Below are 24014 nucleotides of genomic sequence, written 5' to 3' on the forward strand. Positions count from 1 at the left end.
ATTTCAGCGGTTTAACCCGAAATTTTGAGGTCACAAAGCCGCAACAAAGCGCGAATCGACTGAGCCTCAGCCGCCCTCGCCCGGCTTTTCCGAGAAGAGCTCCATCTTGCCATCTTTGCCGTCCATTTCCTCTGCCTCGGGCAGCGGATCTTTCTTGGTGATGATGACGGGCCAAAGCTCGGAATACTTGCGGTTGAACTCCACCCACTTCTCCATGTCCGGCTCGGTGTCCGGGCGGATCGCATCGGCGGGGCACTCAGGCTCGCAGACGCCGCAGTCGATGCATTCATCGGGGTGGATCACCAGCATGTTCTCGCCTTCATAGAAGCAATCCACCGGACATACTTCGACGCAGTCGGTGTATTTGCAGGCGATGCAGGCGTCATTCACGATATAGGTCATGCGGGAAACTCTGGCTGGGTATGTGAGGGACTAGCTAAACCGGGGCGCGGGATCATTCAAGGTGGCGTGCCTTAGAAAGATCAAGCTGCCTGCGGTCACGCTTGGTCGGGCGGCCCTTTCCCTCAAAGCCGGGATTTTCGGGCTGTATGTCCTTTGGTTTCGGCTGTGGCGGGGACAGATCGGTGTAAAGCGCTTGCGCTTCGGGCGCTGGACCGCGGCGTAGGCCGATTGCATCGATCTGTATCACCCGAACGTGATCCCCTTGGGCAAAGGTTAACACATCGCCGGGGCCGACGTTGCTCGCGCGTTTCTGGGTGGGGGTGCCGTTGATCCGTACCGCGCCGCCCGCCACCTGAGCGGCAGCGAGCGAGCGGGTCTTAAAGAAGCGGGCGTGCCACAGCCATTTATCGAGCCGTAGTTTCTCGCCCGCTGCCACTTACTTGTCGTCCTTCAGCCCCATAAGCGCGGCGGCGAATGGATTGTCGGGATCGATCTGCTTTTCCTTGCGTGGTGGACGGGCGGAGAAATTCTGCGCCTTGCCACCCTTGTCGCCACCGGGCTTGCGCCCTTTGCCTTTAGCGGGTTTGCCGCGCGGCTTGCCCTGCCCGTGAGGACGGTCACCGCCACGGCGGTTGCCGGCATTTCCACGGGGGCTGCGCGACCATGTGAAGGTATAGAAGGTCTCCATCTCCGGCCCTGCCAGATCGGCATCCGGCGCCGTGCCTTGGGGAATTTCCTCGGCCGGAACCTCGGGAATTGTGGTGTCGACCTCTGGGTCTTCGGCGGCCACGTCGGCAATGGGGGCAATACCATCATCGGGAATGGCGGCCACATTACCGGGGCGGTCGTCGGGGTTGGTCTCACTCGAAGGTGTCTCAATGATCCCGCCTGCAGGCTCTTCCGCCGCCACATCCATGATGGGCTTGTCCGCCGAGTCATCAGCAGCAAGATCACTGTCGAGTTTTTCAGGGACGTTGGTATCAGCAGAGGCGCCCATCGCATCATGGCTGCCGTCTTTGGGCATCACCACATCAACCGGTTTCACCTTGGTCCGCTCGTCCTTTTCGGCCTTGTACCCCAAGCCCTCCATCAGGTCGGCGAATTGTTCAAGCGTCATCCCTGTGATCGACAGCATGTCGGGCTTGGCTTCAAACCCACCCCGGGAATCTTCGGCGCGCAGCATATCGGCCAAACGCTCCAGCATGTCGATGCGGATCGCGCGTTTGCCAGCGTTGCGGTAACCCGACATCGTGTCGGCACCCGCAGGCGCGTCTGCCTCGACCGGGATTGTTACCAACCCGGGAGGAGGCGATTCAGGAAATTCGTTCAGCCCTTTAGTCAGCGACCAAAGCACCAGACGCAAGCGCGTCGGCGCGGGCTTGAGCATTAGCGGCATAAAGATGGTGAACTGGCCGAAGCGGATGCCATGCTTGCGCAGCGCGCCACGGGCGTCTTGATCCAGCGCTTTTACATCATCGGCCACTTGGGCACGCGGCAGAATGCCGAAATTCTCAACCAGTTGGAATGCAAAGCCACGGGCCAAGCCGGTCAGCGTCTCATCCTTGCTCAGCCCCAGCAGCGGCTCGAACAATGCTGCAACCTTGCGGTCGATGAAGTGCTGCAGTCGGCGCTTCACCTTCTCCACCACTTCGGGACCGGCGATATCGTCGACGAAGACCTCGACCTGCGGCTTCAACGCGTCGCTGCCAGCGGTCAGTTTACCAACCGCAGCGCTGCCCCACATCAGGCCGCCCTGTTCGGTGAAATCAATCTCGGTATCGGGTGCGTTGTAGAACCGGTCGGCACGCAGATGGAATTGCGGAGCCAAGGCCTGCAATGCGGCGGTTTTCACCGTCTTGTCCTCGGCCGCGCCCGCGCCCTTATCCACCCGAAAGCGGAACCCGTCCAGCTTGCCTACAAATTCACCTTCAACGGTGACTTCACCGGTCTCGTTTACATCGGCCACCATGGCTTCCTTCTGTCCAAGCCGGCGCAGCAATACGGATGTGCGCCGATCTACAAATCTTTGAGTCAAACGCTCATGCAGAGCATCCGACAAGCGGTCTTCTACGACACGCGTCGTGTCGCGCCAATGGCTTTCGTCCTTTGTCCAGCCCTTGCGCTGCGCAACGTAGGTCCATGTGCGAATAAACGCGAGTCGTTTGGACAACGCATCAATGTCGCCATCGGTTCGATCAATTCTCTTGATTTGTCGTGCGAGCCAATCGTCGGGGATATATCCGCGCTGGTGCAGGTCGTTGAAAATGGTCTCCAAAAGCCCCGCATGTTCGGCATGGCTGATGCCGCGGAAATCGGGAATGCGACAGACATCCCAGAGCAGCCGCACGGACGCGCCGTCGGTCGCCCGGGCAAAAACTTCATCGACTTGGGCAAGCGCTTTGAGAGCCTTTAGATCGTCGGACTCGCGGGCCCGGACCAGCCGCTCATCCTCGGGCGGCATCTCCAAGGTTTGGATCAGTCGGTCGATACTGCCAAATTGCAACGCGTGGTTGCGCCAGTTCACCTTGTTCTGAGGCGTGAAGTTATGGTCCATGATTGCCCGCGCCACGCCATCGTCCAGCGCCGGTGCATCGCCGGTGGTGCCAAAGGTGCCCGATTTGAACCCGCGCCCTGCCCGGCCCGCGATCTGCGCCAACTCATTGGGCGCAAGTGGACGCATCCGCCGCCCGTCAAACTTGCTAAGCGCCGAGAAGGCAACGTGATCGACGTCGAGGTTCAAGCCCATGCCGATGGCATCGGTAGCGACCAGATAATCGACCTCACCATTTTGATACATTTCAACCTGTGCATTGCGCGTGCGCGGGGAAAGCGCGCCCATCACCACGGCTGCACCGCCTTTCTGACGGCGGATCAGCTCGGCGATGGCATATACATTCTCAACTGAAAACCCGACAATAGCGCTGCGCGGCTTCATTCGGCTTATCTTTTTCTGACCAGAATAGACCAATTCGCTCATCCGGTCGCGGCGCATGAAATCGACACCCGGAACCAGCGCCGCGATGGTGCCGCGCATCGTATCAGACCCCATGAACAAGGTCTCATGCAGACCACGCGCCCGCAGCAAGCGGTCGGTGAACACATGGCCCCGCTCGGGGTCGGCGCAGAGCTGGATCTCATCAATGGCCACGAAATCCGCGCCCATCTCTTGGGGCATCGCCTCAACCGTGCAGACCCAATACTGCGTGCGCGGCGGCACGATCCGCTCTTCGCCCGTGACCAGCGCCACGACCGAGGGCCCGCGTGCCTTGACGATCCGGTCATAGACCTCACGCGCCAACAGCCGCAGCGGCAGGCCGATCACCCCGGTCCGATGCGCCAGCATCCGCTCAATTGCATAGGTCGTTTTGCCGGTATTTGTCGGGCCGAGAACGGCCACGACACGCTTATTGCCTGCCACCTGTTTATCCTTGAATTAAAGCTCGCGCCCGATGCCGTCCCTGCGCAGCCCCTCAAGGGCCGACCGGGCGTCATCGTGATGCGGGTTGAGGGCGAGCGCCCTGCGGTACAGTTCCGCCGCGCGGCCCAGATCTCCGAACTCCTGTATCATCACGGCAAGGCCGAAGATCGCGTTGTAATTGTCGGGGTTCAGCGCCAGCGTCCGTTCCAGATCATCCAGCGCGGGACCATAGAGGTTGGCCGCATAATAGGCCTGCGCCCGCGTGTGGAACCCTTCGGCAAAACCGGGCGCGTGATCGGTCAGCGCGGTCAAATGCTCAATCGCCAACTGGCTGTCGCCATTTGCCATCGCTTCGCGCCCTCGTGACAGCAGCAAATCCATCGAAGCCGAGCCGGAGCGCTGCCAATGCGCTTCGATTTCATGAGTGATTCTGGGGGCTTCGGCTGCAGGGGCCTCGCGCAGCTTTTGCATAAGCTCGGGCGGGGCCATTTCGGCCACGGCCATGCCCGCAAGCAACACAAAGCCACCAACTGCCGCAACGGTATGTTTGAGGTTGACGGGTATGATGCGCATAACAAAACTGAATGTAACAGGCTGCCGCCGCAATTCCAGACGTAGCGGGGCCAAATGCCAAAAAAGGGCGAGCGATGAGCGATATTGTGAACGAAGCGGTTGTGGTGCTGAACGAAAAGCTGGCCGGCAGTGATTTTGACGGCACGGCCAAGTTCGACATCGAAGGTGAAGGCACCGTGATGATGGACGAAAACGGCGCCCGCGCCGCGGATGAAGAAGCCGACGTGACGCTTAGCGCCGACCCGGAAACTTTCCAGTCGATCCTTGAGGGCGACACCAACCCGACATCCGCATTCATGACCGGCAAGCTCAAGATCGACGGCGATATGGGCATGGCGATGAAACTCGCCGCTGTTCTCGGCTGATGCAGCTGGACCCGGCCCCGCTTTACACCGATATCGCCCCCGGCCCCGAGGGGGGCCAAGCCCATTGGGCCGAGACATCGGATGGCAAGCGGATCAGGCTGGGTCATTGGCCTTGCGCTGGCGCGCGCGGCACTGTGCTGCTTTTCCCCGGACGCACGGAGTATATTGAAAAATATGGGCTTTGCGCCGCCGAACTGGCGCGGCGCGGCCTTGCCACCATGGCGATCGACTGGCGCGGTCAGGGTCTTGCCGACCGGATGCTGCCGGACGCGCGGATCGGCCATGTGGATGTTTTCAGTGACTACCAGAAAGACGTCGCCGCCATGCTGCGTGCCGCGCGCAGCTTAAACCTGCCGCGCCCCTATTTTCTGCTGGCCCACTCCATGGGCGGCTGCATCGGCCTGCGTGCCGTGATGGAGGGGTTGCCGGTGCAGGCCGTCGCCTTCACTGGTCCAATGTGGGGCATCTATGTCGCCCCCCGGTTGCGCGCTATTGCGTGGTCTTTGGCGCAGTTCATGCCGCGGGTCGGCCAAGGCCACCGCCTGCCCCCGGGCACCAAGATCGACGCCTATCCGGCCATAGCCCCTTTCGAAGACAATCTGCTGACCACTGACCCCGAAATGTACGACATGATGCGCGATCAACTGGCCGCGCATCATGAGCTCAGCCTCGGCGGCCCCAGTTTTGTCTGGCTGCGCGAAGCTTTAGCCGAGACGAAGCACCTCGCCGGGCGCTCAGCACCCAACATTCCCTGTGTAACCTTCCTTGGCAGCAACGAACGTATCGTCGCCACCGACCGGGTGCACGCGCGCATGGCACAGTGGAAAGGCGGGCGGTTGGAAATCGTGCCGGGCGGTGAGCACGAAGTGCTGTTCGAAACCCCGGAGCTGCGCAAACCGATCTTCGACGGGCTGGAAAAGCTCTATCTGGGCAATATTACCGGTTAATCCCGCTCAGGCGTCATTTTCCTGTGCAATCGGCCCGCGCCGCCTAGATTGCTTGGGATGACACGTGAACCCGTCCTTACCTTCACCGAAAACGGCATTTATTGCCCTGCAGGTGACTTTTACATCGACCCTTGGCGCCCCGTTGACCGGGCGTTGATCACCCATGGCCACGCCGACCATGCCCGCGACGGGATGGGCAGTTACCTTGCCACCCACGCTGCCCTGCCCGTAATGCGCCACCGCTTGGGCGAGATTGCCATCGAGGGCATCGCCTATGGCGAGACGCGGCAGATCGGCGGGGCGATGGTCTCTTTCCACCCGGCGGGCCATGTGCCCGGCAGCGCACAGATCAGGGTTGAAGTCGGCGGAGAGGTCTGGGTCGCGTCGGGCGACTACAAGGTAATCGATGATGACATGTCTGAGCCCTTCGAGCCGGTCCAGTGCCACCATTTCATTACTGAAAGCACCTTTGGCCTGCCGGTCTTTCGCTGGGCGCCGCAGGCCGAGGTGGCAGCGCAGATCAACGACTGGTGGGCGGGTTGCAAGGCGGCGGGCAAGACCGCTTTCCTCGGGGCCTATTCGCTGGGCAAGGCGCAGCGGCTGCTGTCGATGCTCGATCCCGCGATCGGACCGATCCTGACCCATACGGCGGTGGAGAACACCAACGAAGTGCTGCGCGCACAGGGCATCATCCTGCCCGAGACAACGCTTGTGACGCCCGAGCTCAACCCCAAGGAGCATCCCGGCGCGCTGGTGCTGGCGCCGCCCTCGGCCTTGGGCAGCCAATGGGCGCGGCGCTTCGGGGCACAGGAGAGCGCTTTCGCCTCGGGCTGGATGGCGCTGCGCGGCGTGCGCAGGCGGCGTGCGGGGGATCGGGGGTTTGTCATATCAGACCATGCGGATTGGCATGGGCTGCTTTGGGCGATCCGTGAGACTGGCGCGGAAAACATATATGTAACTCATGGTTATACCGATATCTTCACGCGATACCTGAACGATCAGGGCTGGAAGGCCGAAGTCGTGCCGACCCAGTTCGACAGCGAAGGAGGCGACAGCGAATGAAGGACTTTGCCGCTCTTTTCAATGCCGTCGACCAGACCACCAAAACCACAGTAAAGGTCGCCGCCCTGGCCGAATATTTCACCACCGCGGCCGAAGAGGACCGTCTTTGGACCGTGGCGCTTTTCTCGGGCCGCCGCCCGAAACGCGCCGTAACCACGACCAAGCTCCGCGAATGGGCCTCAGAGGCGTCCGGTGTGCCGCTCTGGCTATTCGAAGACAGCTACGCCATCGTCGGCGATCTGGCCGAGACCATCGCGCTGGTCCTCCCCCCGGTAGAGAGCGAGGACACCGGCACGCTGACCGCATGGATCAACGCCCTGCGCGGGCTGAAAGACGAAGACGACGCGGCGCGCAAGGCCTTCGTCCTTTCGGCCTGGCAACAACTCGGCGGCACAGAGCGGTTCCTGTTCAACAAGCTCATCACCGGCGGTTTTCGCATCGGCATCAGCCAAAAGCTGATGACCCGGGCGCTGTCACGCGCCACCGACCGGCCCGAGCCGGAAATGGCGCACCGCTTGATGGGCAACTGGCACCCCGATGACGTGACATGGCACAGCCTGATCGAGGCCGAGGACGCCAGCGCCGACGCCTCGCGCCCCTACCCTTTCTACCTCGCCTATGCACTGGAAGACGGACCGGAAGCCCTAGGCACCCCCGAAGACTGGCGCGCGGAATGGAAATGGGACGGCATCCGCGGGCAGCTTATCCTGCGCGATGGCGACTACTTCGTCTGGTCACGCGGCGAAGAGCTGATGACCGACCGGTTCCCCGAACTCGCTCGCGCCGCCGATCATTTGCCGCCGGGCACGGTGCTCGACGGCGAGTTGCTGGTCTGGCAGCCGGGGGCGGAATTTCCCTCATCCTTCAACGCGCTACAAGCCCGCATCGGACGCAAGACCGTGCCGAAGAAGCTTTTGAAGGAGGCCTCCGTGGTGCTGCACGCCTACGACCTTCTGGAATGGCAGGGCGCGGACATCCGCGACCGCCCCTTTGCCGAGCGCCGTGCCCTACTGGAAGAAGCCGCCGCCGATCTGCCCGCCGACGCGCCCGTCCGCCTCTCGCCACAGCACCAGTTCACCGATTGGGCCGAACTCGCCACCCTGCGCGAGACCGCGCGCGAGGCGCAGGCCGAGGGGTTGATGCTGAAACGGGCCGACAGCCCGTATCTCTCGGGCCGCAAAAAGGGCGACTGGTGGAAATGGAAGTTGGACCCGCTGACCATCGACGCGGTGATGATCTATGCGCAATCGGGCTCGGGCCGCCGGGCGAACCTTTTTACCGACTTCACCTTCGCGGTCTGGAACGGCAATGATCTGGTCCCCTTCACCAAGGCCTATTCCGGCCTGACGGATGCCGAGTTCCGCCAAATCACCGCTTGGGTGCGCAAGAACACCCAGCAACGCTTTGGCCCCGTGCGCCAAGTTACCCCGCACCATGTCTTCGAGATCGCCTTCGAGGGCATCCAGCCCAGCCCGCGCCACAAGTCCGGCGTCGCCCTGCGCTTTCCGCGCATGCTGCGCTGGCGCAAGGACAAGCCGCTGCAAGAGGCCAACACCCTCGACGATCTGAAAGAAATGCTGCGCATCTACGGATAGGTTGTTCCGGCCCGCCCGGAGGCATAGATGTGACGAAACGCAAATGAGGTACACCGATGTTTCAGCTTCCCTTCCCGCTTCACGATGCCAACGCCAGCGCCGGGGGCAAAAACCTCGGCGATCTGCCGGAATGGGATCTGAGCGATCTTTACACCGCCGAAGACGCGCCCGAACTGAAGCGCGACCTCGACTGGCTAGAGGAAGCCTGCGCGCGTTTTGCCACTGACTATCAAGGCAATCTGGCCGCGCTCGACGCCAAAGGGCTGCTCGACTGTGTGCTGCGCAACGAAAAGATCAATCAGGTTGCGGGGCGCATCATGTCCTACGCGGGCCTGCGTTATTACCAGCAGACGACGGACTCAGGCCGGGCCAAGTTCATGTCCGACATGCAGGAAAAGATCACCGATTATACCACGCCGCTGGTGTTCTTTACATTGGAGTTGAACAAACTGCCGGACGACCATCTGGCCAACCTGCTCGACCAAGACACTGATCTTGCACGTTACAAGCCTGTGTTTGACCGCATCCGCGCCATGAAGCCCTATCAACTGTCGGATGAGATGGAGAAATTTCTGCACGACCTCGGCGTGGTCGGCGACGCTTGGGAGCGGATGTTCGACGAGACAATCGCCGGGCTGGAATTCGAAGTCGAGGGCGAGACGCTCAACATCGAAGGCACGCTGAACCTCTTGACCGACCCCGACCGCAGCAAGCGCGAAGCGGGCGCGCGAGAACTGGCCGACGTGCTGGGCCGCAACATCCGCACCTTCGCCCGCGTCCATAACACGCAGGTGAAAGAGAAAGAAGTCATCGACCGCTGGCGGGGTATGGAGACACCGCAGACCGGGCGGCACCTCAGCAACCATGTCGAGCCCGAGGTGGTCGAAGCGCTGCGCAACGCCGTGGTCGAAGCCTATCCGAAGCTGAGCCACCGCTACTATGAGCTGAAGCGCAAGTGGCTCGGCCTTGATGTGATGCAGGTCTGGGACCGCAACGCGCCGCTGCCGATGGAGGACCCAAAGGTGGTGAACTGGAAGCAGGCCGAAGAGACCGTGATGGAAGCCTACACCGCCTTTGATCCGCGCATGGGCGAGTTGGCCAAGCCGTTCTTCACCAAGGGCTGGATCGACGCGGGCGTGAAACCGGGCAAGGCACCGGGCGCCTTCGCGCATCCCACCGTGACGGACGTGCATCCTTACGTGATGCTGAACTACCTCGGCAAACCGCGCGACGTGATGACGCTGGCACACGAGTTGGGCCATGGCGTGCACCAAGTGCTGGCCGCCGATCAGGGCGAGATGCTCTCCTCGACCCCGCTGACGTTGGCCGAAACGGCCTCGGTCTTTGGTGAGATGCTCACCTTCCGCAAGATGCTCGACAAGGCCAAGACGCAGGCCGAGCGTAAGGTGCTGCTGGCAGGCAAGGTCGAGGACATGATCAACACGGTTGTGCGCCAGATCGCCTTTTATGATTTCGAGTGCAAATTGCACGAGGCGCGCCGCGGCGGGGAGCTTACGCCAGACGACATCAACGCGCTGTGGATGAGCGTTCAGGCCGAAAGCCTTGGGCCAGCATTCGAGTATATGGACGGCTATGAGACCTTCTGGGCCTATATCCCGCATTTCGTGCATTCGCCCTTTTACGTCTATGCCTATGCCTTTGGCGACGGGCTGGTGAACGCGCTCTACGCGGTCTACGCCGAGGGCGAGGAAGGCTTTGAAGAGAAGTATTTCGACATGCTGAAAGCAGGCGGATCGAAACACCACAGGGAGCTTCTGGCCCCCTTCGGGCTTGATGCCTCTGACCCCGCCTTTTGGGACAAGGGACTGTCGATGATCTCTGACATGATCGACGAATTGGAGGCGATGGAGGACTGATGTCCCTCGCCGAGCGCATGAAGGACAGGTTCGCGCCGTTCTTTGCTTGGGTCCAAAGGCGGGTCCCGCCCGGATTCAGGTTTGCGCCCGGCCTGCTGCTGATCTGCGGCGGCATCCTTGGGTTCTTGCCGATCCTCGGCTTTTGGATGCTGCCGCTTGGTTTCATGGTGGCGGCGATGGATGTGCGGTTGTATCGGCGCTGGCGCTCTCTTCGGCGTCGGCGCCGGGCAATGCGCCCCTGACCCTCACTTCAACTGGCTGTCTTTCGACCCGCGCCGGTTTATCCCGCCGCGCATCTGCGCCTGCCCGTCCCGGTCGCGCACGCAATCAATGCAAAGTTTCACCCCCGGCAGAGCGATGCGTCGTGCTTCGGGAATAGGTTCTTCGCATTCCGCGCAATGGGTCAGGCTCTCACCCACCGGCGCGCGGCGGGATTTCAGCCGTGCCAATTCGTCCGATATGGATGCTTCGATCTGTTCGCTTACCGCGCCATCACGCGCCCATCCGCCAGCCATGCCACGGCCTCCTATTGCTATGCTCATCATTGATATGGGGCCCGCAGACCGCATGTCACGGACCTGCGGCCGACACCCACGCCAAGCCCGGGCTGCCCTTATCAGAGTGTAACAAATGGGGGGCCTGTGCAAATATACAAGGTTCACAGGCCGAGCCGATGCGCCGACGGGTAATTGCGCGAAACGCGACCGTACCGCCTGCCCGACATAAAAAAAACACCCCCATAAGGGGGTGCAGTTGCTAGGCATTGGGCTGTGAGTCAAGCAGCACGCAGGGTCGTATCTCCTTCATTTTGACGATTGATCAGGACGGACAGGGTAACGGCACTTTGGATAAGCCGTTGGCGAAGCTCTTGGCGCTGCCCCGCGGGGCGCAGCGGCACGTTGGTGCGCAGGTACACCGTTTGTGGCATGGCGCGCGGATGGTGCGTATAGGTCACCTCGACCATCGCCTCCACCCTGCCGAAATCGCGGTTATGGTGGACACTGTGGAAACGCGCGCTGCAAATGTTTAGAACAGTGGGAAATTCATCGGAAGGATGACAGACTGTAACGGGTTCATAGCCGCGCCTACGGCGGATAATGTCACCTGCGTTAAGGGACGCGATGGGGCCGGATGTTTCTGGCGCGATGGAGCGGCTTTGCATGTCTAATCCTCTTTCTACTCGTCTGTTCGTTAGTCTTCCCTTTCTGTGGGCTGTTGCGTTCCCTCGGGAGGTTCCGCTGTTTGCCCAACCTGTATACATGTTGTCCGATCCAATTGTGGCAAGAATGGGGCAACAACTTGCCGACGATGGGGCAATCGTATAATTCGACAATCTTTTTTCACATAATCTATGCGAATGGAGCGCCTAACCCACCTTTTCGACGTCTAGGAGCCACCTTTCCTGAAGCCGATTCTCGATTGCCTCAGGAAAGTGAGCGCGCACCAAGGCGATGGCGTCAGCCGCCGCCAACCCGCACCCTATTAGCAACCATGCCGCAATAACTCCGCTACGGCCCGCCCCGTATTGGCACGACAGGGCCACCGTCTCCCCCGCATCCAACGCCTGCTCAAAACCGGCCCGACGTTCCGGCCATTGCGTCAGGAAAGCCTCGCCGGGCACATTGAAATCTTGGATCGCCGCGAAAGACAGCGTCAGGCCAAGGGATTGAGAAACCTCGGAAACCAAAGGAAAGGCCCCCTTGGGTAATTCTGCTTCCTCAGTCAGGATGAGCAATTGGCGCGCGCCGGTCGCATGCAATCCTTCCAAGGTTTCGGCCATTTGATGCGGATCAAGAAAGGCAGAGCCATCGACATGGGTCAGCAGCCCCGGAAAGCCGGTCATCGCCAGATGCCCCCCGCGCGGAGTCGGGATGACGGCGCGTATTGAGGTCGCTTCGGGATCGAAAAAAGGCAGATTGCCAGACATAACAGCTTCCATAAAAATTGAGTAAGTGCAGCGACACCTGTATACATGTTAATCAGGCAAGATGTGAACAGACCGAAGGACGCCGGGCGATGCTCAACCAAGTCAAATCCAGCGCTGCGATTGCTGACACGCTCCGGGCGGATATCTGCCTGGATCGCGACATCGCAGATGGTATGCTGCACGAGGTGGCCTTGGCGCAGCGGTTTGGCGTCTCCCGCACGCCGATCCGACAAGCGCTGCAACGGTTGGCCTATGAACGGATGATCGCCGTTAAATCCGGTGTCGGGTCTGTCGTGACGCCCTTGGAGGAGGCGATGCGCGCTGACGATATCTGCGCCGCAGCGGCGATTATCGAGGCCGCGGCCAAATGCGCCCCCTCTAGCCCTGCGCCGCCCATGCAATTCATGTCGCTGGCCGGGCTTTTGGGGATGATGGACATCAGCCAACTCGACCAAGCCGAGGCGTTTTTCGAGATACGCGCCCAGCTTTTGAATGTCTTATCCGAGTTGATTGAGAACCCGATCCTTAGTGATGCTTTTCGCGCGGCCTATTGGCGTCTGATCAGGTGGTCGCTGCGGGATTTCGAGACTCAGCCACAGGCTCAGATTGCGCATCTGCGTGAGGTGCTGCAAACCGCGGCCCGCGCGATGAAGAGCGGCACCCTTGCCGCCTGCTTTGAACAGATTGCCGAAATCGAAGGCAGGCTTGCCCGCCCAAGCCAGACATAAAAAAGCCCCGCTCCTGCGAGCGGGGCCATCTATGTTAGCTTGCCGACAATTAGCTGGCCGCCATCATGCCTTTTTCTTTCGCCAAGTCGCGCATCCGCTTCTGCAACTTTTCAAAAGCACGCACTTCGATTTGGCGAATACGTTCGCGGCTGACATCATATTGCGACGACAGGTCTTCCAAAGTGACCGTTTCATCCGACAGGCGGCGTTGGGTCAGAATATCCTTTTCACGGTCGTTCAGCACGTCCAAGGCTTCGGCCAACATCTCACGCCGAGTTTCCAACTCATCACGTTCGGCATAGTCGCCCGCTTGGTCGGCGTCTTCGTCCTCCAACCAATCTTGCCACTGCATCGTGCCTTCGCCTTCGGACCCGACTGTGGCGTTGAGCGAGGCATCCCCGCCCGACATCCGCCGGTTCATCGAAACGACTTCAGCTTCGGTCACGCCCAGTTGGGTCGCAATCTCTGTCACGTTTTCGGGCCGCAGATCGCCTTCTTCCAAGGCACCGATCTTGTTCTTTGCCTTACGCAGGTTGAAAAACAGCTTCTTCTGACCCGAAGTTGTGCCAAGTTTCACCAGCGACCACGACCGTAAGATGTACTCTTGGATCGACGCGCGGATCCACCACATCGCGTAGGTCGCAAGGCGAAAGCCCTTCTCCGGATCGAAACGTTTGACCGCCTGCATAAGGCCGACATTCGCTTCCGAGATCACCTCGGACTGCGGCAGCCCATAGCCCCGGTAGCCCATCGCGATTTTCGCGGCGAGACGCAGGTGCGACGTGACCATGCGGTGCGCGGCTTCGGTATCTTGTTCCTCGACCCAACGTTTGGCCAGCATGTATTCTTCCTCAGGCTCCAACAGCGGGAACTTGCGGATCTCTTGCATATAGCGGTTTAGCCCGCCTTCCGGTGTCGGTGCGGGCAGATTTGCATAATTTGCCATGTCTTGTCCCTTTCCTCAGTTTGACCGAGGCCTATGTTATTTCGCTTAACATGCAATATGGGCGGCCCCCTTCGTGCTTTCAAGACAGAAGCGTTCACGCTTTTGTTCAGGATTGCACAGCTTCTGTGAACAAAACGTAACCCACGCCGGGGTGGTTCCTTGGGGTGGCGGGGTCACGCCGAAGGGTCGACAGGCCCCTCACGCAGCAGTTGGAGCAGCGCTGCCATATCCGGCGGGAGGGGGGCTTCGAAACGCATGTTTTCGCCCGTCACAGGGTGCTCAAACCCCAAAACAGCCGCGTGGAGCGCCTGACGCGGGAAGGCGCGGATGGCCTCTGCGGTGGCTTCAGGCAAGGCCGCTTTGGCCAGCTTGCGCCGCCCGCCATAGGTCGCATCCCCCACCAAACCGTGGCCCGCGTGAGACATATGCACGCGGATCTGATGGGTACGGCCTGTCTCAAGCCAGCATTCCAGCAGAGCCAGAACGGCGGGCGTGCCGAAACGCTCAATCGTGCGGGCACGGGTCACGGCGTGGCGACCGCCTTGGAACAGAACCGCCTGCCGCTGCCGGTCGGTTTTGTGCCGCGCCAGTTGTGTGGTCATGCGCAGGATGTTTCCCGCCTCAAAGGATGCGCCTTTGACACCGCGCAGGCGCGGGTCATTGGCATCCGGCACACCGTAGACAAGCGTTTGGTAGTACCGCTCAACGGTATGTTTCTCGAACTGCGCCGCCAGCCCATGATGCGCTGCGTCGGATTTTGCGACAACGAGCAGCCCGGTGGTATCCTTATCAATGCGGTGCACAATACCGGGCCGCTTCATGCCGCCTACACCCGAGAGATCGTCGCCGCAATGTGCGAGCAATGCATTAACCAAAGTGCCCGATGGCGAGCCCGGCGCAGGATGCACCACCATGCCTGCAGGTTTGTCGATCACTATGAGGTCAGCATCCTCAAACACCACCGACAGGGGAATATCCTCGGGCAAGATATGGCTTTCCGCCGCTTCCTCAACGGAGATATGCACCACCTGACCTTCGGCCACCTTGGCGCGGGGGTCTTGCACCACTGCACCGTCCACGGTCACAGCCCCCTCTTCGATCAAACGGCCCAACCGGGTGCGCGACAGGTTCGCTTCCTCTGGCACATCGCGGGCCAGCGCCTTATCAAGACGGGCGGGCGGGCTTTCGCCCAGAATGAAATCAATGCGGCGGTGAGACATGGACACGGACAACCCTGATGAACCGGCGAACCTGCGGTTTCTGCGGCGGATGGTGACGGTCTTGACCGTCGTGATGATTGGCGGGGTTTTAGTGCTGATCTTCGTGCTTGTCACCCGCCTGAGCGATCAAGGCCCGACCATGCCGCGCAGCATCACCCTGCCCGATGGCAGCAGCGCCCAGGCATTTACGCAAGGACGCGGCTGGTATGCGGTGGTAACAGATGCGGATGAGATCCTGATCTTTGACCAGTTGACCGGCGAATTGCGCCAGACGATCCCGATCGACTAATCAGCCGCGGATCGTTTTGGCGAAGGTCGAATAGATCGGCTCGTTCGAACAGATAATCTCGCCATGTTGCAGGATGTTACGCTCAGGACGGATCGCCTCAACAAGGCCACCGGCCTCTTTGACGATCAACATGCCTGCGGCCACGTCCCATGGCTTCAAACGGCGCTCCCAGAAACCGTCGTAACGGCCTGAGGCGACGTAAGCGAGATCGAGCGATGCAGCCCCCCAGCGGCGGACACCGGCGCAGACAGGCAAGAGACGGCCCAGATCCTTCAGCGTTTCAGGCAGATCGGCACGGCCACCGAAAGGCAGACCCGTGGCAAAGATCGATTCAATCATGCGGTGACGACCCGACACGCGCAGGCGGCTTTCGTTCATCCAAGCGCCAGTGCCTTTTTCCGCAAAGAACATCTCATCCTTGGCAGGGTCGAAAACCACACCAGCGACGATCTCACCCTTATGCTCCAACGCGATGGAGACGGCCCAATGCGGCAGACCGTGCAAGAAGTTGGTGGTGCCATCCAGTGGGTCAACGATCCAACGGCGGGTCGGGTCTTGGCCCTCTTCCTCACCGCCCTCTTCGGCCAGCCAACCGTAGGTCGGGCGCGCGCCCATCAGGTCGTCTTTGATGATCTTCTCGGCGCCAATGTCGGCTTTGGTCACGAAATCGCCCGCGCCTTTGACCGAGACCTGAAGGTTCTCGACCTCGCGGAAATCCTTGACCAATGCACGCCCCGCTTTGCGTGCCGCTTTGATCATGATGTTAAGATTCGCACTGCCGATCATTGTTCGCGCCCTTTGATGGATAAGGCGGGACGTATAGGGCGCAAGAGCGCAATTGCCAAGGGGGCAGAAACCTAGGCCGCTAGGGCATTCTTACGCAGCGTGCGGGTTGTTTTAAAAGCACAAGGTGACACCTTGGACCCAAAGCAATCAGCCCGAAGGAAATCCCATGTCCGACCAGATGAAAAAAATCGTCCTCGCCAGCCGCCCAGACGGTGCGCCAACGCCTGAAAACTTCCGCCTAGAAAGCGCGAATATGCCCCAGCCGGGCGTCGGGGAAATCTTGGTCGAAGTGCACTACATGTCGCTTGATCCTTATATGCGGGGCCGCATGGATGATGCGAAATCTTATGCGCAGCCGGTTCCTATTGGCGGGCTCATGGAGGGCGGCAGCGTCGGCAAGGTGGTCGCCTCCAATGATCCGAGCTTTAACGTTGGCGATTTTGCCTTTGGTGCCTTTGGATGGGCGACCCACGGCGTTGCCCCGGCCAAGCAGTGCCAAAAGGTCGACGCCGAAGCCGTGCCGATCACTGCCTCGCTTGGTGTGCTGGGGATGCCCGGATTGACCGGTTGGTACGGGCTGAACGAAATCGGCCAGCCGAAAGAGGGTGAGACGCTTGTCGTCGCGGCCGCAACGGGGCCTGTCGGGTCGATGGTGGGGCAGTTGGCCAAGGCCAAAGGGCTGCGCACCGTCGGCATCGCGGGCGGGGCCGAGAAATGTAAGATCGCCACGCGCGACTTCGGCTTTGACGTCTGTCTTGACCACCGCGCCTATGACGATGCCAAATCCCTGCGCGCCGCGTTGAAAGAGGCCGCGCCGGATGGCATTGATATCTATTACGAAAACGTCGGCGGTAAGGTGCTGGATGCGGTATTGCCGCTGATGAACCCGCATGGCCGTATCCCGCTTTGCGGCATGATCGCGTGGTATAACGCGGGCGGGCTTGGTGCCGACGCCGAGGGCGCTGGCCTCACCGCGCCGCGGCTGTGGCGGACAATTTTGGTGAATTTCCTCACCGTGCGCGGCTTCATCATCTCGAACCACTGGAACCGCATGCCCGAGTTCCACCGCGAGGTGGCCCCGATGGTCGCGGATGGACGTGTGAAGGTGAAAGAGGATATCACCGAGGGGTTGGAGAATGCGCCGCAGGCTTTCATCGACATGCTGAATGGCGGCAATACTGGCAAGGCAATCGTTAAGGTGAAGTAAGCCTTGCGCCTACCTTTGGCCCGGAAACAAGCCGCAGGCGCCGGGCCATCGCCTGCCCGTTCCCCGGGTAGGCGATTTGATGAGGCAAGGCGCTGCCCCTCAGCACCCCTCAGGCCCGCTGCAACTTCCGCGCCTCTTGCCCGGCCAGTTTCAACAACTCATCCATAAACGGTTTGCCCAGATCATCCTTGCGCACCGCCGCATAAAGCCGCCGCGTTATACCCTGCGCCGTCAAAGGCCGCGTGACGTAATCCGACGAATATTTCACCTCGCGCACCACCCAGTCCGGCAGGACCGACACCCCGCGATTGGACGCCACCAGCAGCAAGATCACCGCCGTTAGCTCAACCTTTCGGATCGCTGCAGGCTCGACCTTAGCGGGGATCAACAACTGGCTGAACACATCCAGTCGCGTCCGTTCCACCGGATAGGTGATGAGCGTCTCACCACGAAAATCAGCCGCCTCAACAAAGGGTTTATCGGCCAAAGGGTGACTTTGCGAAGCCACGAAAACCGGATTGTAATCAAAGAGTTCGACAAATTCGACCCCCGGCAGTTCTTCGGGATCCGATGACACCACCAGATCAACCTCTTCGCGCAGCAGAGCGGGCAGCGCGTCAAAGGCCAGACCGGGGCGGATATCGACATCAACATCCTGCCAATGCCGCCGGAACTGTTCCAACACCGGGAAAAGCCACTCGAAACAAGCGTGACATTCAATGGCGATATGCATCCGCCCCGTGCTGCCTGCCCGCAGCCCCGAGAATTCATCTTGCAAGGCTTCGACCTGTGGCAAGACCTGCTGCGCCAGCTTCAGAAGCCTCTGCCCGGCGGGCGAAAGCTTCAACGGTTTTGAGCGCCGAACAAACAGCTCAACCCCGGCCTGGTCCTCCAAGCCCTTCACCTGATGACTTAACGCCGATTGCGTGATATTCATCTGATCCGCCGCGCGGGCCAGCCCGCCCGCCTCGTGAATGGCCTTGATTGTGCGCAGGTGACGGAACTCAATGTGCATGTGAGGTATTACTCATGTTCAAGATGAATGTTATGAGTTTGTCTCACAAGGCTAGATGTGAGACAAGACGTGAAACCGCCAAAAGGATCTCTCAATGACCACGCCTGCCGTTTCCTTCGAAGTCTTCCCGCCCCGCACCGTCGGCGCGGCGTTCAAACTGTGGGATGCAGCTCAGGCGCTGGCCCCACTGGCGCCGCGTTTCTTCTCGGTCACCTATGGCGCGGGTGGCACGACCCGGGATCTGACCCATGATTCGGCACATGTGCTGCACCGTACCTCCGGCCTGCCTGTCGCCGGGCACCTGACATGCGTGGGGGCCAGCCGCGCGGAAACCATGGAAGTCGCCGATAAATTCGCCGAAGCGGGCATCAAAGACATCGTCGCCCTGCGCGGCGATCCGCAGGCGGGCACCGACAAATTCGTTCCGCATCCCGAAGGTTTTGCCGATAGCTGTGAGCTGATCGAGGCGCTGGCCAAAACCGGCAAGTTCACCATCCGCGTGGGTGCCTACCCCGACCCGCACCCCGAAGCGGCCGACCAGCAGGCCAATATCGATTGGCTGAAACGAAAGTTCGACGCGGGCGCGGACGAGGCGTTGACCCAGTTCTTCTTTGAAGCCGATACCTTTCTGCGTTTCCGCGACGCCTGCGTCAAAGCGGGCATCAACAAGCCGATCACGCCGGGCATCCTGCCAGTGGTCAACTGGACCTCGGCTCGCAAATTCGCCGTCAAATGTGGCACGCCCGTCCCGGAATGGGTCGACCAAGCCTATGAAGCGGCGATCCGCGATGACCGTCATGACCTGCTGGCCCAAGCCATGTGCACCGAACTGTGCAGCGAATTGATCGACGAGGGCGTGGACGCACTGCATTTCTACACGCTCAACCGCGCCGAACTGACCCGCGATGTTTGCCGCGCCATCGGTGTGACGCCGCAGGTTGATCTGTCGGACGTCGCGTAAACTTGGCACCTCGGGCGCAGGGGCTTGCTCCTGCCCCGCTCGGGCGTATCCTCCGGCAAAATTCATCTGCCGGAGAAGACCATGCCCCGCATCGCCCAGAGCCCTGCTGACCTTTTGTCCCAATCCGAGGCCCTGAAACTGTCGGGGCTGGAGTTCATGCAGGCGATCCTCGACGGCACCAACCCCGGCCCGCCCATCGGCCAAACCATGGGCTATGCGCTGCATTCGGTCGAAGAAGGCCGCATTGTTTTTCGCGGCGCGCCGAGCTTCGCCATGACCAATCCGATGGGCACGGTGCATGGCGGCTGGTACGGCACGCTCCTCGATTCGGCGATGGCCTGCGCGGTGATGACGAAAGTCCCGCGCGGTTCAGTATACACCACTTTGGAATACAAGATTAATATCCTACGCGGCCTGCCTTTAGGGATGGAGATCGACTGCATCGGGGTGACCGATCACGTGGGCCGCTCTACCGGCGTGGCGCATGGGGAGATACGCGGGGTCGAGGATGGCAAACTCTATGCCACCGGCTCAACCACCTGCATCGTGATGAAGCTGGGCTAATCCCATTCACAAAACAACCCCGGCGTGGACGGCGCCACGCCGGGGTCAAAACTCTTTCGGCAAAGAATTAACCGTTCAGATCAGTCCCAGAAACCTTCGTCAACGCCGGGCAGCGCTTCCAGTTCTTCTTCGCTCAGACGGGTAACATAGGCATAGGTTTGGTCGTCGACGGCCACGAGGTTCACGTCGGGCGTCGAAATCATGACATGCTTGTCACCGATATCAAGGAAACCACCGACCTCGGCCACGATACCGACCATTTGGCCATTTTTGGACAGAACGATGTCTTCGATCTCACCGATCTCGTTCCAGTCGGTGCCGATCTCGGAATATGCCGTGTTGGGGCTCCATTCGTCGCCGGCTTCGTTGATGGTGAAGATCTCTCCACCGGTGATATCCCGCGAGCGGATCAGATCGCCGCGCATCTCGTTCATCGCCGCGCTGTCGAGGTTGGCATGGTCGACCATATGGGCTTCTGCGAAAGCGGCGGTGCCTGCGATTGTCAGGGCAAGGGTGCTGGCTGTGAGCGTTTTCATGTCTCTCTCCTCTTTCGTTAATTGCTGTGGTTGCAACGAAAGCTGAGGGTGAACGTTCCAGAAAAAGCTTAGATTCTATAGGTTAGCGTGGAAACGCCGGCGCGACACCACGCGGCCAGCCCTCGCGGAAAGGCGCTAGTCTCACTAGAAAGAGTGGCCGATGCACGAAAAGTGGGGGGGGGATGGTACCACCTCCTGGTCTCGAACCAGGGACCTCTTGATCCACAATCAAGCGCTCTAACCAACTGAGCTAAGGCGGCACTGGGGCGGATTTAGCGCCCGTGGCAGAGGAATGCAAGACCTCAGGGACAGAAGAATGGTCGGTTTTCGGCAGAATTTTCGCGCCTTCCCGACCATCGCCTTTTCTGGGGGAAACTTCGGTGGCTGACCACTGGCTCTTGCGCCCCTGCCCCTACACCGCGCCTTGTTCAGCCCTTTCGGCTCAGAGGTGTGCCAAAAAACGGCAGCATAGCCCACCACGTGCCGCATAGAGAGTCAGCGTTTCCCGCACGCATCCGCACCATGCCGAATCCCGGTCGCCACAGTCCCGCAACACCGCAAGATCCCTTGCCTTTTCCGCCACGCCGCGCTAGCGATAAGCCCCACCAAACCGGAGGCTCCCATGGGCATCGACACCGAACGCGACATCGAAGCAAACCTGCAAATCGGCCCGACCGACAAAGGCATGGTCCGCCTTTTTGTCGAAGGGGACGGCGTTGAAATTCCGATGGATTTCACGCCCGAGGAAGCCCGCGAAATCGCCGAAGAAATCATGGCCGCCGCGAACCGCGCGGGCAAAAAGGGGCGTTAACCCCCCTTGAGGGACAGGCAGCCCGCAGGGCATTGCGTTCTTCCAGTGATCTGCCAAGGCACCCTTTCGAAGCAAAAACTGCGCCCGGCCCCACAATCAAGACCAGTTCGGCACCATATCTGGATCGCGCAGCCGATGCAGGCGCCGGGCGGCATGGGTCGCAAACTTTTGCACCATCACCTTGCGCCGGGCGGGCGCAAGCTTGGTCTCATCGCTCATTCGCACAATCTCGGCCCCATAGGCGTCACCGATGATAAGGCCGCTTTCCTCCGGCAGCAGCTCTACCGGAAAATCACTGTCGACGGCCCAAAAGAACCGGTCCGCCCATTCCAAATAGCCCTCCCATTTTGCGTCGCCCATGAAATCGGCGCGGCAGGATTTACATTCGACGATCCAAATCTCCCCCTTCGGGCCAAGTGCCATCACGTCCACCCGCAGGCCGCGCGTTGGCACCAGTTCCTCAACAGAGGCGAAACCCAGATCGGCCAAATGCCGCATCACCCCCCGCGCCAGAAGCTGACCGGGTTGGAACTGTCGTATCTCGTTTTCCATCATAGCGACAAATATGAACATTTGGTGAACAGTCGCAAGGGCCCACATCGGAAAGTTTGGTATTTCCCCCACAACCCCCTATCTTCAAACAAGCAAAGCGAGGGGGGCCCATGGCACAACGCGAACCGATGAGTGAGACACAGGCGCGCGGGGTGCGCTATGCCCGTGAATTAGAGGGCCATTTGACATGGCTCGACACATTCTCTGGCACGGCGCTTGGTGTCCTCGCCGTGGCCTCGGGCATCTACACCTACCTTGGCGTTTCCTCACTGCTCGACGACAATGGCGCCATGTCGGCCTTTGCCGCGATCGCCTATTCCGTGGCGGTTTCGGTCGGTATCTTCGTCTTTTGGTCCTATCTGCTGCGGCTCTTCCCTGCCGTGCGCACGACACGGGCGCGGATGGGGCTTTTGGGGGCCATGGGTCTCGGCTCCGTGGCGATCATCGCGATGTCGAGTTGGCTGAACGCCGCGGCGCTGGCCGGGTCGGCGGCGGTCGAACAGCATCTGGCCGAGACGGTGCAAGACTACCAAGGCGCGCTGGAGCGCACCCATGAAATCGCTCTTTCCGCTCAAGGGCTTGAGCGTGACGTGGCGCGGGTCAGACAGAGTTTCGAGGACCTGAGCGAACAAGAGGCCGCAGGCAGTCTTTCGGGCCTTGCGGGGCGCGGCGCGGTGTTCCGTGTCCTGCGGCAGAAATCGGCGGAATTGGCAGGGCTAGAGGCGCAGATCGCCACGCAGACCCCGCTGGTGAATGACGCCTTTGCAGAGGGCAACCAAATCCTCAGCCGGATGCGCGCGCTGACGGTGGAGCCCGGCCCTGTCGAGGCTCGCTCGGTCGAATTTTCCGAACAGGCCGTGCGGCTGGCAGGGCTAATCACCCGGCTACGCCAGCTATCCGTCGCACCACTGGTTGAACGCGCGGCACAGGATCTGGCCGCCTCCGTCGTGCTGCCGGAACTGGACGGCAGCAACGAGGAGCAGCGCGGTGCGCAGGGCGCAACGATCACCTCGGTGCTCGAAGTGCTGGCGCAGCGCGCAGCGACATTGGAACGCGCCGCGCAGGATGTACAGGCCATGCCGCCCGCCGCCGACACGACCTATACCCCGATTTCCAGCGCCGATGCGGTGATCCTCTATGCGCGCAACTTCGTGCCCTCTTGGGCCGGTGCGATTGCGATTGACCTATTGCCCGCCGTGCTGGTGATGATCCTCGCCATTACCCAAGGCGCGATCCGCTCTGGCCGCGAGGGGGCCGCGGTCGAAGACACGTTGACCCTTGCCGAGCTGCGCGCAGCGCTGGCCGCCGTGCGCGATGTCGACGTGGCGATGCAAGAAAGCCCCGCCCACAAACGCCCCGCCGCAGAAGCCGCCCCCCTGACCGATGAGGGCGCACGCGAAGACGCCCCCGGCCATGTCACGCCGATAAAAAGCACATGAGCGAGGAGACTTCGGAGAAACTAGAAGGCACCCGCCGCCCGCCCATCGTGGGGCGGGTTCTGATCGGCGTGCTGATCTTTCAACTGGGCCTCGCGGTGCTGCTGTTCTGGGGCGATTTGGGCGAAGGGCTGCGCCTGCCCGGCTTTGGCCCGCGCGCACCGGAACTGACCGAGCCCATCCGCCCCGGCGACCAGACCCGCCGCTTTCGCCCCGAACGCGCGCCAAATCCCGGCCAGCCGATGCCCGATACCGCTCTGCCCGACCGGCTGATCCTGACGCCCGTCTCTGGCGGCCGCGCGGCATTGCTGGAAGGCACCATCGAAGCAGGCGATGCAGAGCGGATCACCAAGCAACTGGCCGAGCTTTCCCCCGCGCCCGAGGAAATCTATCTCAACTCCCCCGGCGGGTCGGTCCGCGATGCACTGGAACTGGGCCGCTACCTGCGCCGCAAAGGTTTTGACACCGCGCTGCGGGACGGCGACATCTGCTATTCCGCCTGCCCCTACCTGCTGGCCGCAGGCGAGGCACGCACGGTGCCCGACAGCGCCTCGGTCGGGGTGCATCAGCATTACTTTGGCGAAAGCACGATTCTACCCGCCTTTGTCGCCGTTGAGGATATCCAGCGCGGCCAAGGCGAGGTGATGCGCTATCTTGATGAGATGGGGATCGACCCGCTGGTCATGCAGCATGCGCTGGTGACTCCGCCCGACGAAATCTATGTGCTGCTGCCCGACGAGTTGCGTCGCTACGGCTTTATTCCCCCCGAAGACTGAGTGGCCAAGAGAAGTTTGCGA

At 61.0% G+C, this 24014-nt stretch carries 27 protein-coding genes and 1 tRNA gene; 14 read left to right on the top strand and 14 right to left on the bottom strand.

Annotated features, from left to right (window positions below; all coding sequences use genetic code 11):
* Positions 1–66 precede the first annotated feature (66 nt).
* The 4 genes from fdxA to O4H31_RS12265 are packed head-to-tail and all read right to left on the bottom strand — an operon-like array spanning position 67 to position 4393.
* Entirely contained in the window at positions 67–402 is a 336-nt protein-coding gene (fdxA, locus tag O4H31_RS12250) for a ferredoxin FdxA (protein WP_093925769.1), read from the bottom strand.
* 52 nt (positions 403–454) lie between these two features.
* Positions 455–838, bottom strand: coding sequence for an RNA-binding S4 domain-containing protein (locus O4H31_RS12255; RefSeq protein ID WP_269346145.1), 384 nt, complete (start codon positions 836–838; stop codon positions 455–457).
* The gene (locus tag O4H31_RS12260) at positions 839–3820 is read right to left on the bottom strand and encodes a helicase-related protein (protein WP_269346148.1); all 2982 of its coding nucleotides are present in this window, start codon (positions 3818–3820) and stop codon (positions 839–841) included.
* A gap of 15 nt (positions 3821–3835) precedes the next feature.
* Positions 3836–4393 carry a tetratricopeptide repeat protein gene (locus tag O4H31_RS12265; RefSeq protein WP_269346150.1) on the bottom strand — a complete coding sequence of 186 codons (558 nt, stop codon included), beginning with the start codon at positions 4391–4393 and terminating at the stop codon, positions 3836–3838.
* A gap of 74 nt (positions 4394–4467) precedes the next feature.
* Here O4H31_RS12265 and O4H31_RS12270 point away from each other — a divergent pair, with 74 nt between their 5' ends.
* From O4H31_RS12270 to O4H31_RS12295, 6 genes are read left to right on the top strand one after another with little or no spacing between them, the layout of a single operon-like run.
* Positions 4468–4758, top strand: coding sequence for an SCP2 sterol-binding domain-containing protein (locus tag O4H31_RS12270; protein ID WP_269346152.1), 291 nt, complete (start codon positions 4468–4470; stop codon positions 4756–4758).
* Positions 4758–5705 carry an alpha/beta fold hydrolase gene (locus O4H31_RS12275; RefSeq protein ID WP_259981728.1) on the top strand — a complete coding sequence of 316 codons (948 nt, stop codon included), beginning with the start codon at positions 4758–4760 and terminating at the stop codon, positions 5703–5705. The genes O4H31_RS12270 and O4H31_RS12275 overlap by 1 nt, the downstream gene beginning before the upstream one ends.
* Before the next feature lie 57 nt (positions 5706–5762).
* The gene (locus O4H31_RS12280; RefSeq protein ID WP_269346154.1) at positions 5763–6767 is read left to right on the top strand and encodes a ligase-associated DNA damage response exonuclease; all 1005 of its coding nucleotides are present in this window, start codon (positions 5763–5765) and stop codon (positions 6765–6767) included.
* Entirely contained in the window at positions 6764–8362 is a 1599-nt protein-coding gene (locus O4H31_RS12285; protein ID WP_269346155.1) for an ATP-dependent DNA ligase, read from the top strand. Before O4H31_RS12280 ends, O4H31_RS12285 begins: the two co-directional genes overlap by 4 nt.
* Positions 8363–8418: 56 nt before the next feature.
* A complete protein-coding gene (locus O4H31_RS12290; protein WP_269346157.1) occupies positions 8419–10239 on the top strand; it encodes a M3 family oligoendopeptidase in 1821 nt (606 codons plus the stop codon).
* Complete coding sequence (locus tag O4H31_RS12295; RefSeq protein ID WP_269346159.1) at positions 10239–10481, top strand: hypothetical protein; 243 nt, start codon at positions 10239–10241, stop codon at positions 10479–10481. Before O4H31_RS12290 ends, O4H31_RS12295 begins: the two co-directional genes overlap by 1 nt.
* A 3-nt stretch (positions 10482–10484) precedes the next feature.
* Here the strand turns inward: O4H31_RS12295 and O4H31_RS12300 are convergent, their stop codons facing one another.
* From O4H31_RS12300 to O4H31_RS12310, 3 genes are all read right to left on the bottom strand, one after another.
* Entirely contained in the window at positions 10485–10754 is a 270-nt protein-coding gene (locus tag O4H31_RS12300; RefSeq protein WP_067936579.1) for a DksA/TraR family C4-type zinc finger protein, read from the bottom strand.
* 260 nt (positions 10755–11014) lie between these two features.
* Positions 11015–11401 (bottom strand): hypothetical protein, encoded by a 387-nt coding sequence (locus O4H31_RS12305; protein ID WP_269346162.1) that lies wholly within the window; start codon positions 11399–11401, stop codon positions 11015–11017.
* Positions 11402–11605: 204 nt separating this feature from the next.
* Entirely contained in the window at positions 11606–12166 is a 561-nt protein-coding gene (locus tag O4H31_RS12310) for a hypothetical protein (protein ID WP_269346164.1), read from the bottom strand.
* 89 nt (positions 12167–12255) lie between these two features.
* Here O4H31_RS12310 and O4H31_RS12315 point away from each other — a divergent pair, with 89 nt between their 5' ends.
* Positions 12256–12894: a GntR family transcriptional regulator gene (locus O4H31_RS12315; protein WP_269346166.1), complete on the top strand. Its 639-nt coding sequence runs from the start codon at positions 12256–12258 to the stop codon at positions 12892–12894.
* A 49-nt stretch (positions 12895–12943) separates the two neighbouring features.
* Here O4H31_RS12315 and rpoH read toward each other — a convergent pair whose 3' ends face one another.
* Together rpoH and O4H31_RS12325 are read right to left on the bottom strand one after the other, a co-directional pair.
* Positions 12944–13840: an RNA polymerase sigma factor RpoH gene (gene rpoH, locus O4H31_RS12320; RefSeq protein WP_067624486.1), complete on the bottom strand. Its 897-nt coding sequence runs from the start codon at positions 13838–13840 to the stop codon at positions 12944–12946.
* Positions 13841–14013: 173 nt separating this feature from the next.
* Positions 14014–15060, bottom strand: a complete 1047-nt coding sequence (locus tag O4H31_RS12325; RefSeq protein WP_269346352.1) for an RluA family pseudouridine synthase — start codon at positions 15058–15060, stop codon at positions 14014–14016.
* Between O4H31_RS12325 and O4H31_RS12330 the strand changes: the two genes are divergently transcribed.
* Entirely contained in the window at positions 15059–15349 is a 291-nt protein-coding gene (locus tag O4H31_RS12330; RefSeq protein ID WP_243260962.1) for a DUF6476 family protein, read from the top strand. The two genes, O4H31_RS12325 and O4H31_RS12330, sit on opposite strands and share 2 nt — an antisense overlap.
* On the opposite strand, the gene O4H31_RS12335 is transcribed toward O4H31_RS12330, so the two are convergent.
* On the bottom strand, positions 15350–16135 hold the full coding sequence (locus O4H31_RS12335) for an inositol monophosphatase family protein (RefSeq protein WP_067624477.1): 786 nt from the start codon (positions 16133–16135) through the stop codon (positions 15350–15352).
* A 166-nt stretch (positions 16136–16301) separates the two neighbouring features.
* Between O4H31_RS12335 and O4H31_RS12340 the strand changes: the two genes are divergently transcribed.
* The gene (locus tag O4H31_RS12340; protein WP_269346169.1) at positions 16302–17342 is read left to right on the top strand and encodes an NADP-dependent oxidoreductase; all 1041 of its coding nucleotides are present in this window, start codon (positions 16302–16304) and stop codon (positions 17340–17342) included.
* A gap of 109 nt (positions 17343–17451) precedes the next feature.
* Here O4H31_RS12340 and O4H31_RS12345 read toward each other — a convergent pair whose 3' ends face one another.
* Positions 17452–18357 (bottom strand): LysR family transcriptional regulator, encoded by a 906-nt coding sequence (locus O4H31_RS12345; protein WP_269346170.1) that lies wholly within the window; start codon positions 18355–18357, stop codon positions 17452–17454.
* 94 nt (positions 18358–18451) lie between these two features.
* On the opposite strand from O4H31_RS12345, the gene O4H31_RS12350 reads away from it, so the two are divergent.
* Positions 18452–19318 (top strand): methylenetetrahydrofolate reductase, encoded by an 867-nt coding sequence (locus O4H31_RS12350; RefSeq protein ID WP_269346171.1) that lies wholly within the window; start codon positions 18452–18454, stop codon positions 19316–19318.
* Positions 19319–19399: 81 nt separating this feature from the next.
* On the top strand, positions 19400–19882 hold the full coding sequence (locus O4H31_RS12355) for a PaaI family thioesterase (RefSeq protein WP_067624465.1): 483 nt from the start codon (positions 19400–19402) through the stop codon (positions 19880–19882).
* 80 nt (positions 19883–19962) lie between these two features.
* Here the strand turns inward: O4H31_RS12355 and O4H31_RS12360 are convergent, their stop codons facing one another.
* Together O4H31_RS12360 and O4H31_RS12365 are read right to left on the bottom strand one after the other, a co-directional pair.
* Positions 19963–20418, bottom strand: a complete 456-nt coding sequence (locus tag O4H31_RS12360) for a PRC-barrel domain-containing protein (protein ID WP_269346173.1) — start codon at positions 20416–20418, stop codon at positions 19963–19965.
* 183 nt (positions 20419–20601) lie between these two features.
* Positions 20602–20678 (bottom strand) — tRNA-His (locus tag O4H31_RS12365).
* Positions 20679–21040: 362 nt separating this feature from the next.
* Here O4H31_RS12365 and O4H31_RS12370 point away from each other — a divergent pair.
* On the top strand, positions 21041–21229 hold the full coding sequence (locus O4H31_RS12370; RefSeq protein ID WP_067624462.1) for a DUF6324 family protein: 189 nt from the start codon (positions 21041–21043) through the stop codon (positions 21227–21229).
* A gap of 96 nt (positions 21230–21325) precedes the next feature.
* On the opposite strand, the gene O4H31_RS12375 is transcribed toward O4H31_RS12370, so the two are convergent.
* On the bottom strand, positions 21326–21802 hold the full coding sequence (locus O4H31_RS12375) for an MmcB family DNA repair protein (RefSeq protein WP_269346176.1): 477 nt from the start codon (positions 21800–21802) through the stop codon (positions 21326–21328).
* Positions 21803–21891: 89 nt separating this feature from the next.
* Here O4H31_RS12375 and O4H31_RS12380 point away from each other — a divergent pair, with 89 nt between their 5' ends.
* Entirely contained in the window at positions 21892–23220 is a 1329-nt protein-coding gene (locus O4H31_RS12380) for a hypothetical protein (protein ID WP_269346177.1), read from the top strand.
* Positions 23217–23993 carry a hypothetical protein gene (locus O4H31_RS12385; protein WP_269346179.1) on the top strand — a complete coding sequence of 259 codons (777 nt, stop codon included), beginning with the start codon at positions 23217–23219 and terminating at the stop codon, positions 23991–23993. The genes O4H31_RS12380 and O4H31_RS12385 overlap by 4 nt, the downstream gene beginning before the upstream one ends.
* Positions 23994–24014 lie beyond the last annotated feature (21 nt).

The organism is Sulfitobacter dubius, assembly GCF_027214245.1.
In the GTDB taxonomy this organism is placed as follows: domain Bacteria; phylum Pseudomonadota; class Alphaproteobacteria; order Rhodobacterales; family Rhodobacteraceae; genus Sulfitobacter; species Sulfitobacter dubius_A.

Bases quoted from the DNA above. Each gene is read 5' to 3' on its own strand.
- O4H31_RS12380 (WP_269346177.1), top strand. From the start codon at position 21,892: ATGGCACAACGCGAACCGATGAGTGAGACACAGGCGCGCGGGGTGCGC.
- O4H31_RS12325 (WP_269346352.1), bottom strand. From the start codon at position 15,060: ATGTCTCACCGCCGCATTGATTTCATTCTGGGCGAAAGCCCGCCCGCC.
- O4H31_RS12305 (WP_269346162.1), bottom strand. From the start codon at position 11,401: ATGCAAAGCCGCTCCATCGCGCCAGAAACATCCGGCCCCATCGCGTCC.
- O4H31_RS12335 (WP_067624477.1), bottom strand. From the start codon at position 16,135: ATGATCGGCAGTGCGAATCTTAACATCATGATCAAAGCGGCACGCAAA.
- O4H31_RS12355 (WP_067624465.1), top strand. From the start codon at position 19,400: ATGCCCCGCATCGCCCAGAGCCCTGCTGACCTTTTGTCCCAATCCGAG.
- fdxA (WP_093925769.1), bottom strand. From the start codon at position 402: ATGACCTATATCGTGAATGACGCCTGCATCGCCTGCAAATACACCGAC.
- O4H31_RS12345 (WP_269346170.1), bottom strand. From the start codon at position 18,357: ATGCACATTGAGTTCCGTCACCTGCGCACAATCAAGGCCATTCACGAG.
- O4H31_RS12330 (WP_243260962.1), top strand. From the start codon at position 15,059: ATGGACACGGACAACCCTGATGAACCGGCGAACCTGCGGTTTCTGCGG.
- O4H31_RS12280 (WP_269346154.1), top strand. From the start codon at position 5,763: ATGACACGTGAACCCGTCCTTACCTTCACCGAAAACGGCATTTATTGC.
- O4H31_RS12340 (WP_269346169.1), top strand. From the start codon at position 16,302: ATGTCCGACCAGATGAAAAAAATCGTCCTCGCCAGCCGCCCAGACGGT.
- O4H31_RS12300 (WP_067936579.1), bottom strand. From the start codon at position 10,754: ATGGCTGGCGGATGGGCGCGTGATGGCGCGGTAAGCGAACAGATCGAA.
- O4H31_RS12270 (WP_269346152.1), top strand. From the start codon at position 4,468: ATGAGCGATATTGTGAACGAAGCGGTTGTGGTGCTGAACGAAAAGCTG.
- O4H31_RS12315 (WP_269346166.1), top strand. From the start codon at position 12,256: ATGCTCAACCAAGTCAAATCCAGCGCTGCGATTGCTGACACGCTCCGG.
- O4H31_RS12285 (WP_269346155.1), top strand. From the start codon at position 6,764: ATGAAGGACTTTGCCGCTCTTTTCAATGCCGTCGACCAGACCACCAAA.
- O4H31_RS12290 (WP_269346157.1), top strand. From the start codon at position 8,419: ATGTTTCAGCTTCCCTTCCCGCTTCACGATGCCAACGCCAGCGCCGGG.
- O4H31_RS12295 (WP_269346159.1), top strand. From the start codon at position 10,239: ATGTCCCTCGCCGAGCGCATGAAGGACAGGTTCGCGCCGTTCTTTGCT.
- O4H31_RS12375 (WP_269346176.1), bottom strand. From the start codon at position 21,802: ATGTTCATATTTGTCGCTATGATGGAAAACGAGATACGACAGTTCCAA.
- rpoH (WP_067624486.1), bottom strand. From the start codon at position 13,840: ATGGCAAATTATGCAAATCTGCCCGCACCGACACCGGAAGGCGGGCTA.
- O4H31_RS12370 (WP_067624462.1), top strand. From the start codon at position 21,041: ATGGGCATCGACACCGAACGCGACATCGAAGCAAACCTGCAAATCGGC.
- O4H31_RS12310 (WP_269346164.1), bottom strand. From the start codon at position 12,166: ATGTCTGGCAATCTGCCTTTTTTCGATCCCGAAGCGACCTCAATACGC.
- O4H31_RS12275 (WP_259981728.1), top strand. From the start codon at position 4,758: ATGCAGCTGGACCCGGCCCCGCTTTACACCGATATCGCCCCCGGCCCC.
- O4H31_RS12350 (WP_269346171.1), top strand. From the start codon at position 18,452: ATGACCACGCCTGCCGTTTCCTTCGAAGTCTTCCCGCCCCGCACCGTC.
- O4H31_RS12360 (WP_269346173.1), bottom strand. From the start codon at position 20,418: ATGAAAACGCTCACAGCCAGCACCCTTGCCCTGACAATCGCAGGCACC.
- O4H31_RS12385 (WP_269346179.1), top strand. From the start codon at position 23,217: ATGAGCGAGGAGACTTCGGAGAAACTAGAAGGCACCCGCCGCCCGCCC.
- O4H31_RS12265 (WP_269346150.1), bottom strand. From the start codon at position 4,393: ATGCGCATCATACCCGTCAACCTCAAACATACCGTTGCGGCAGTTGGT.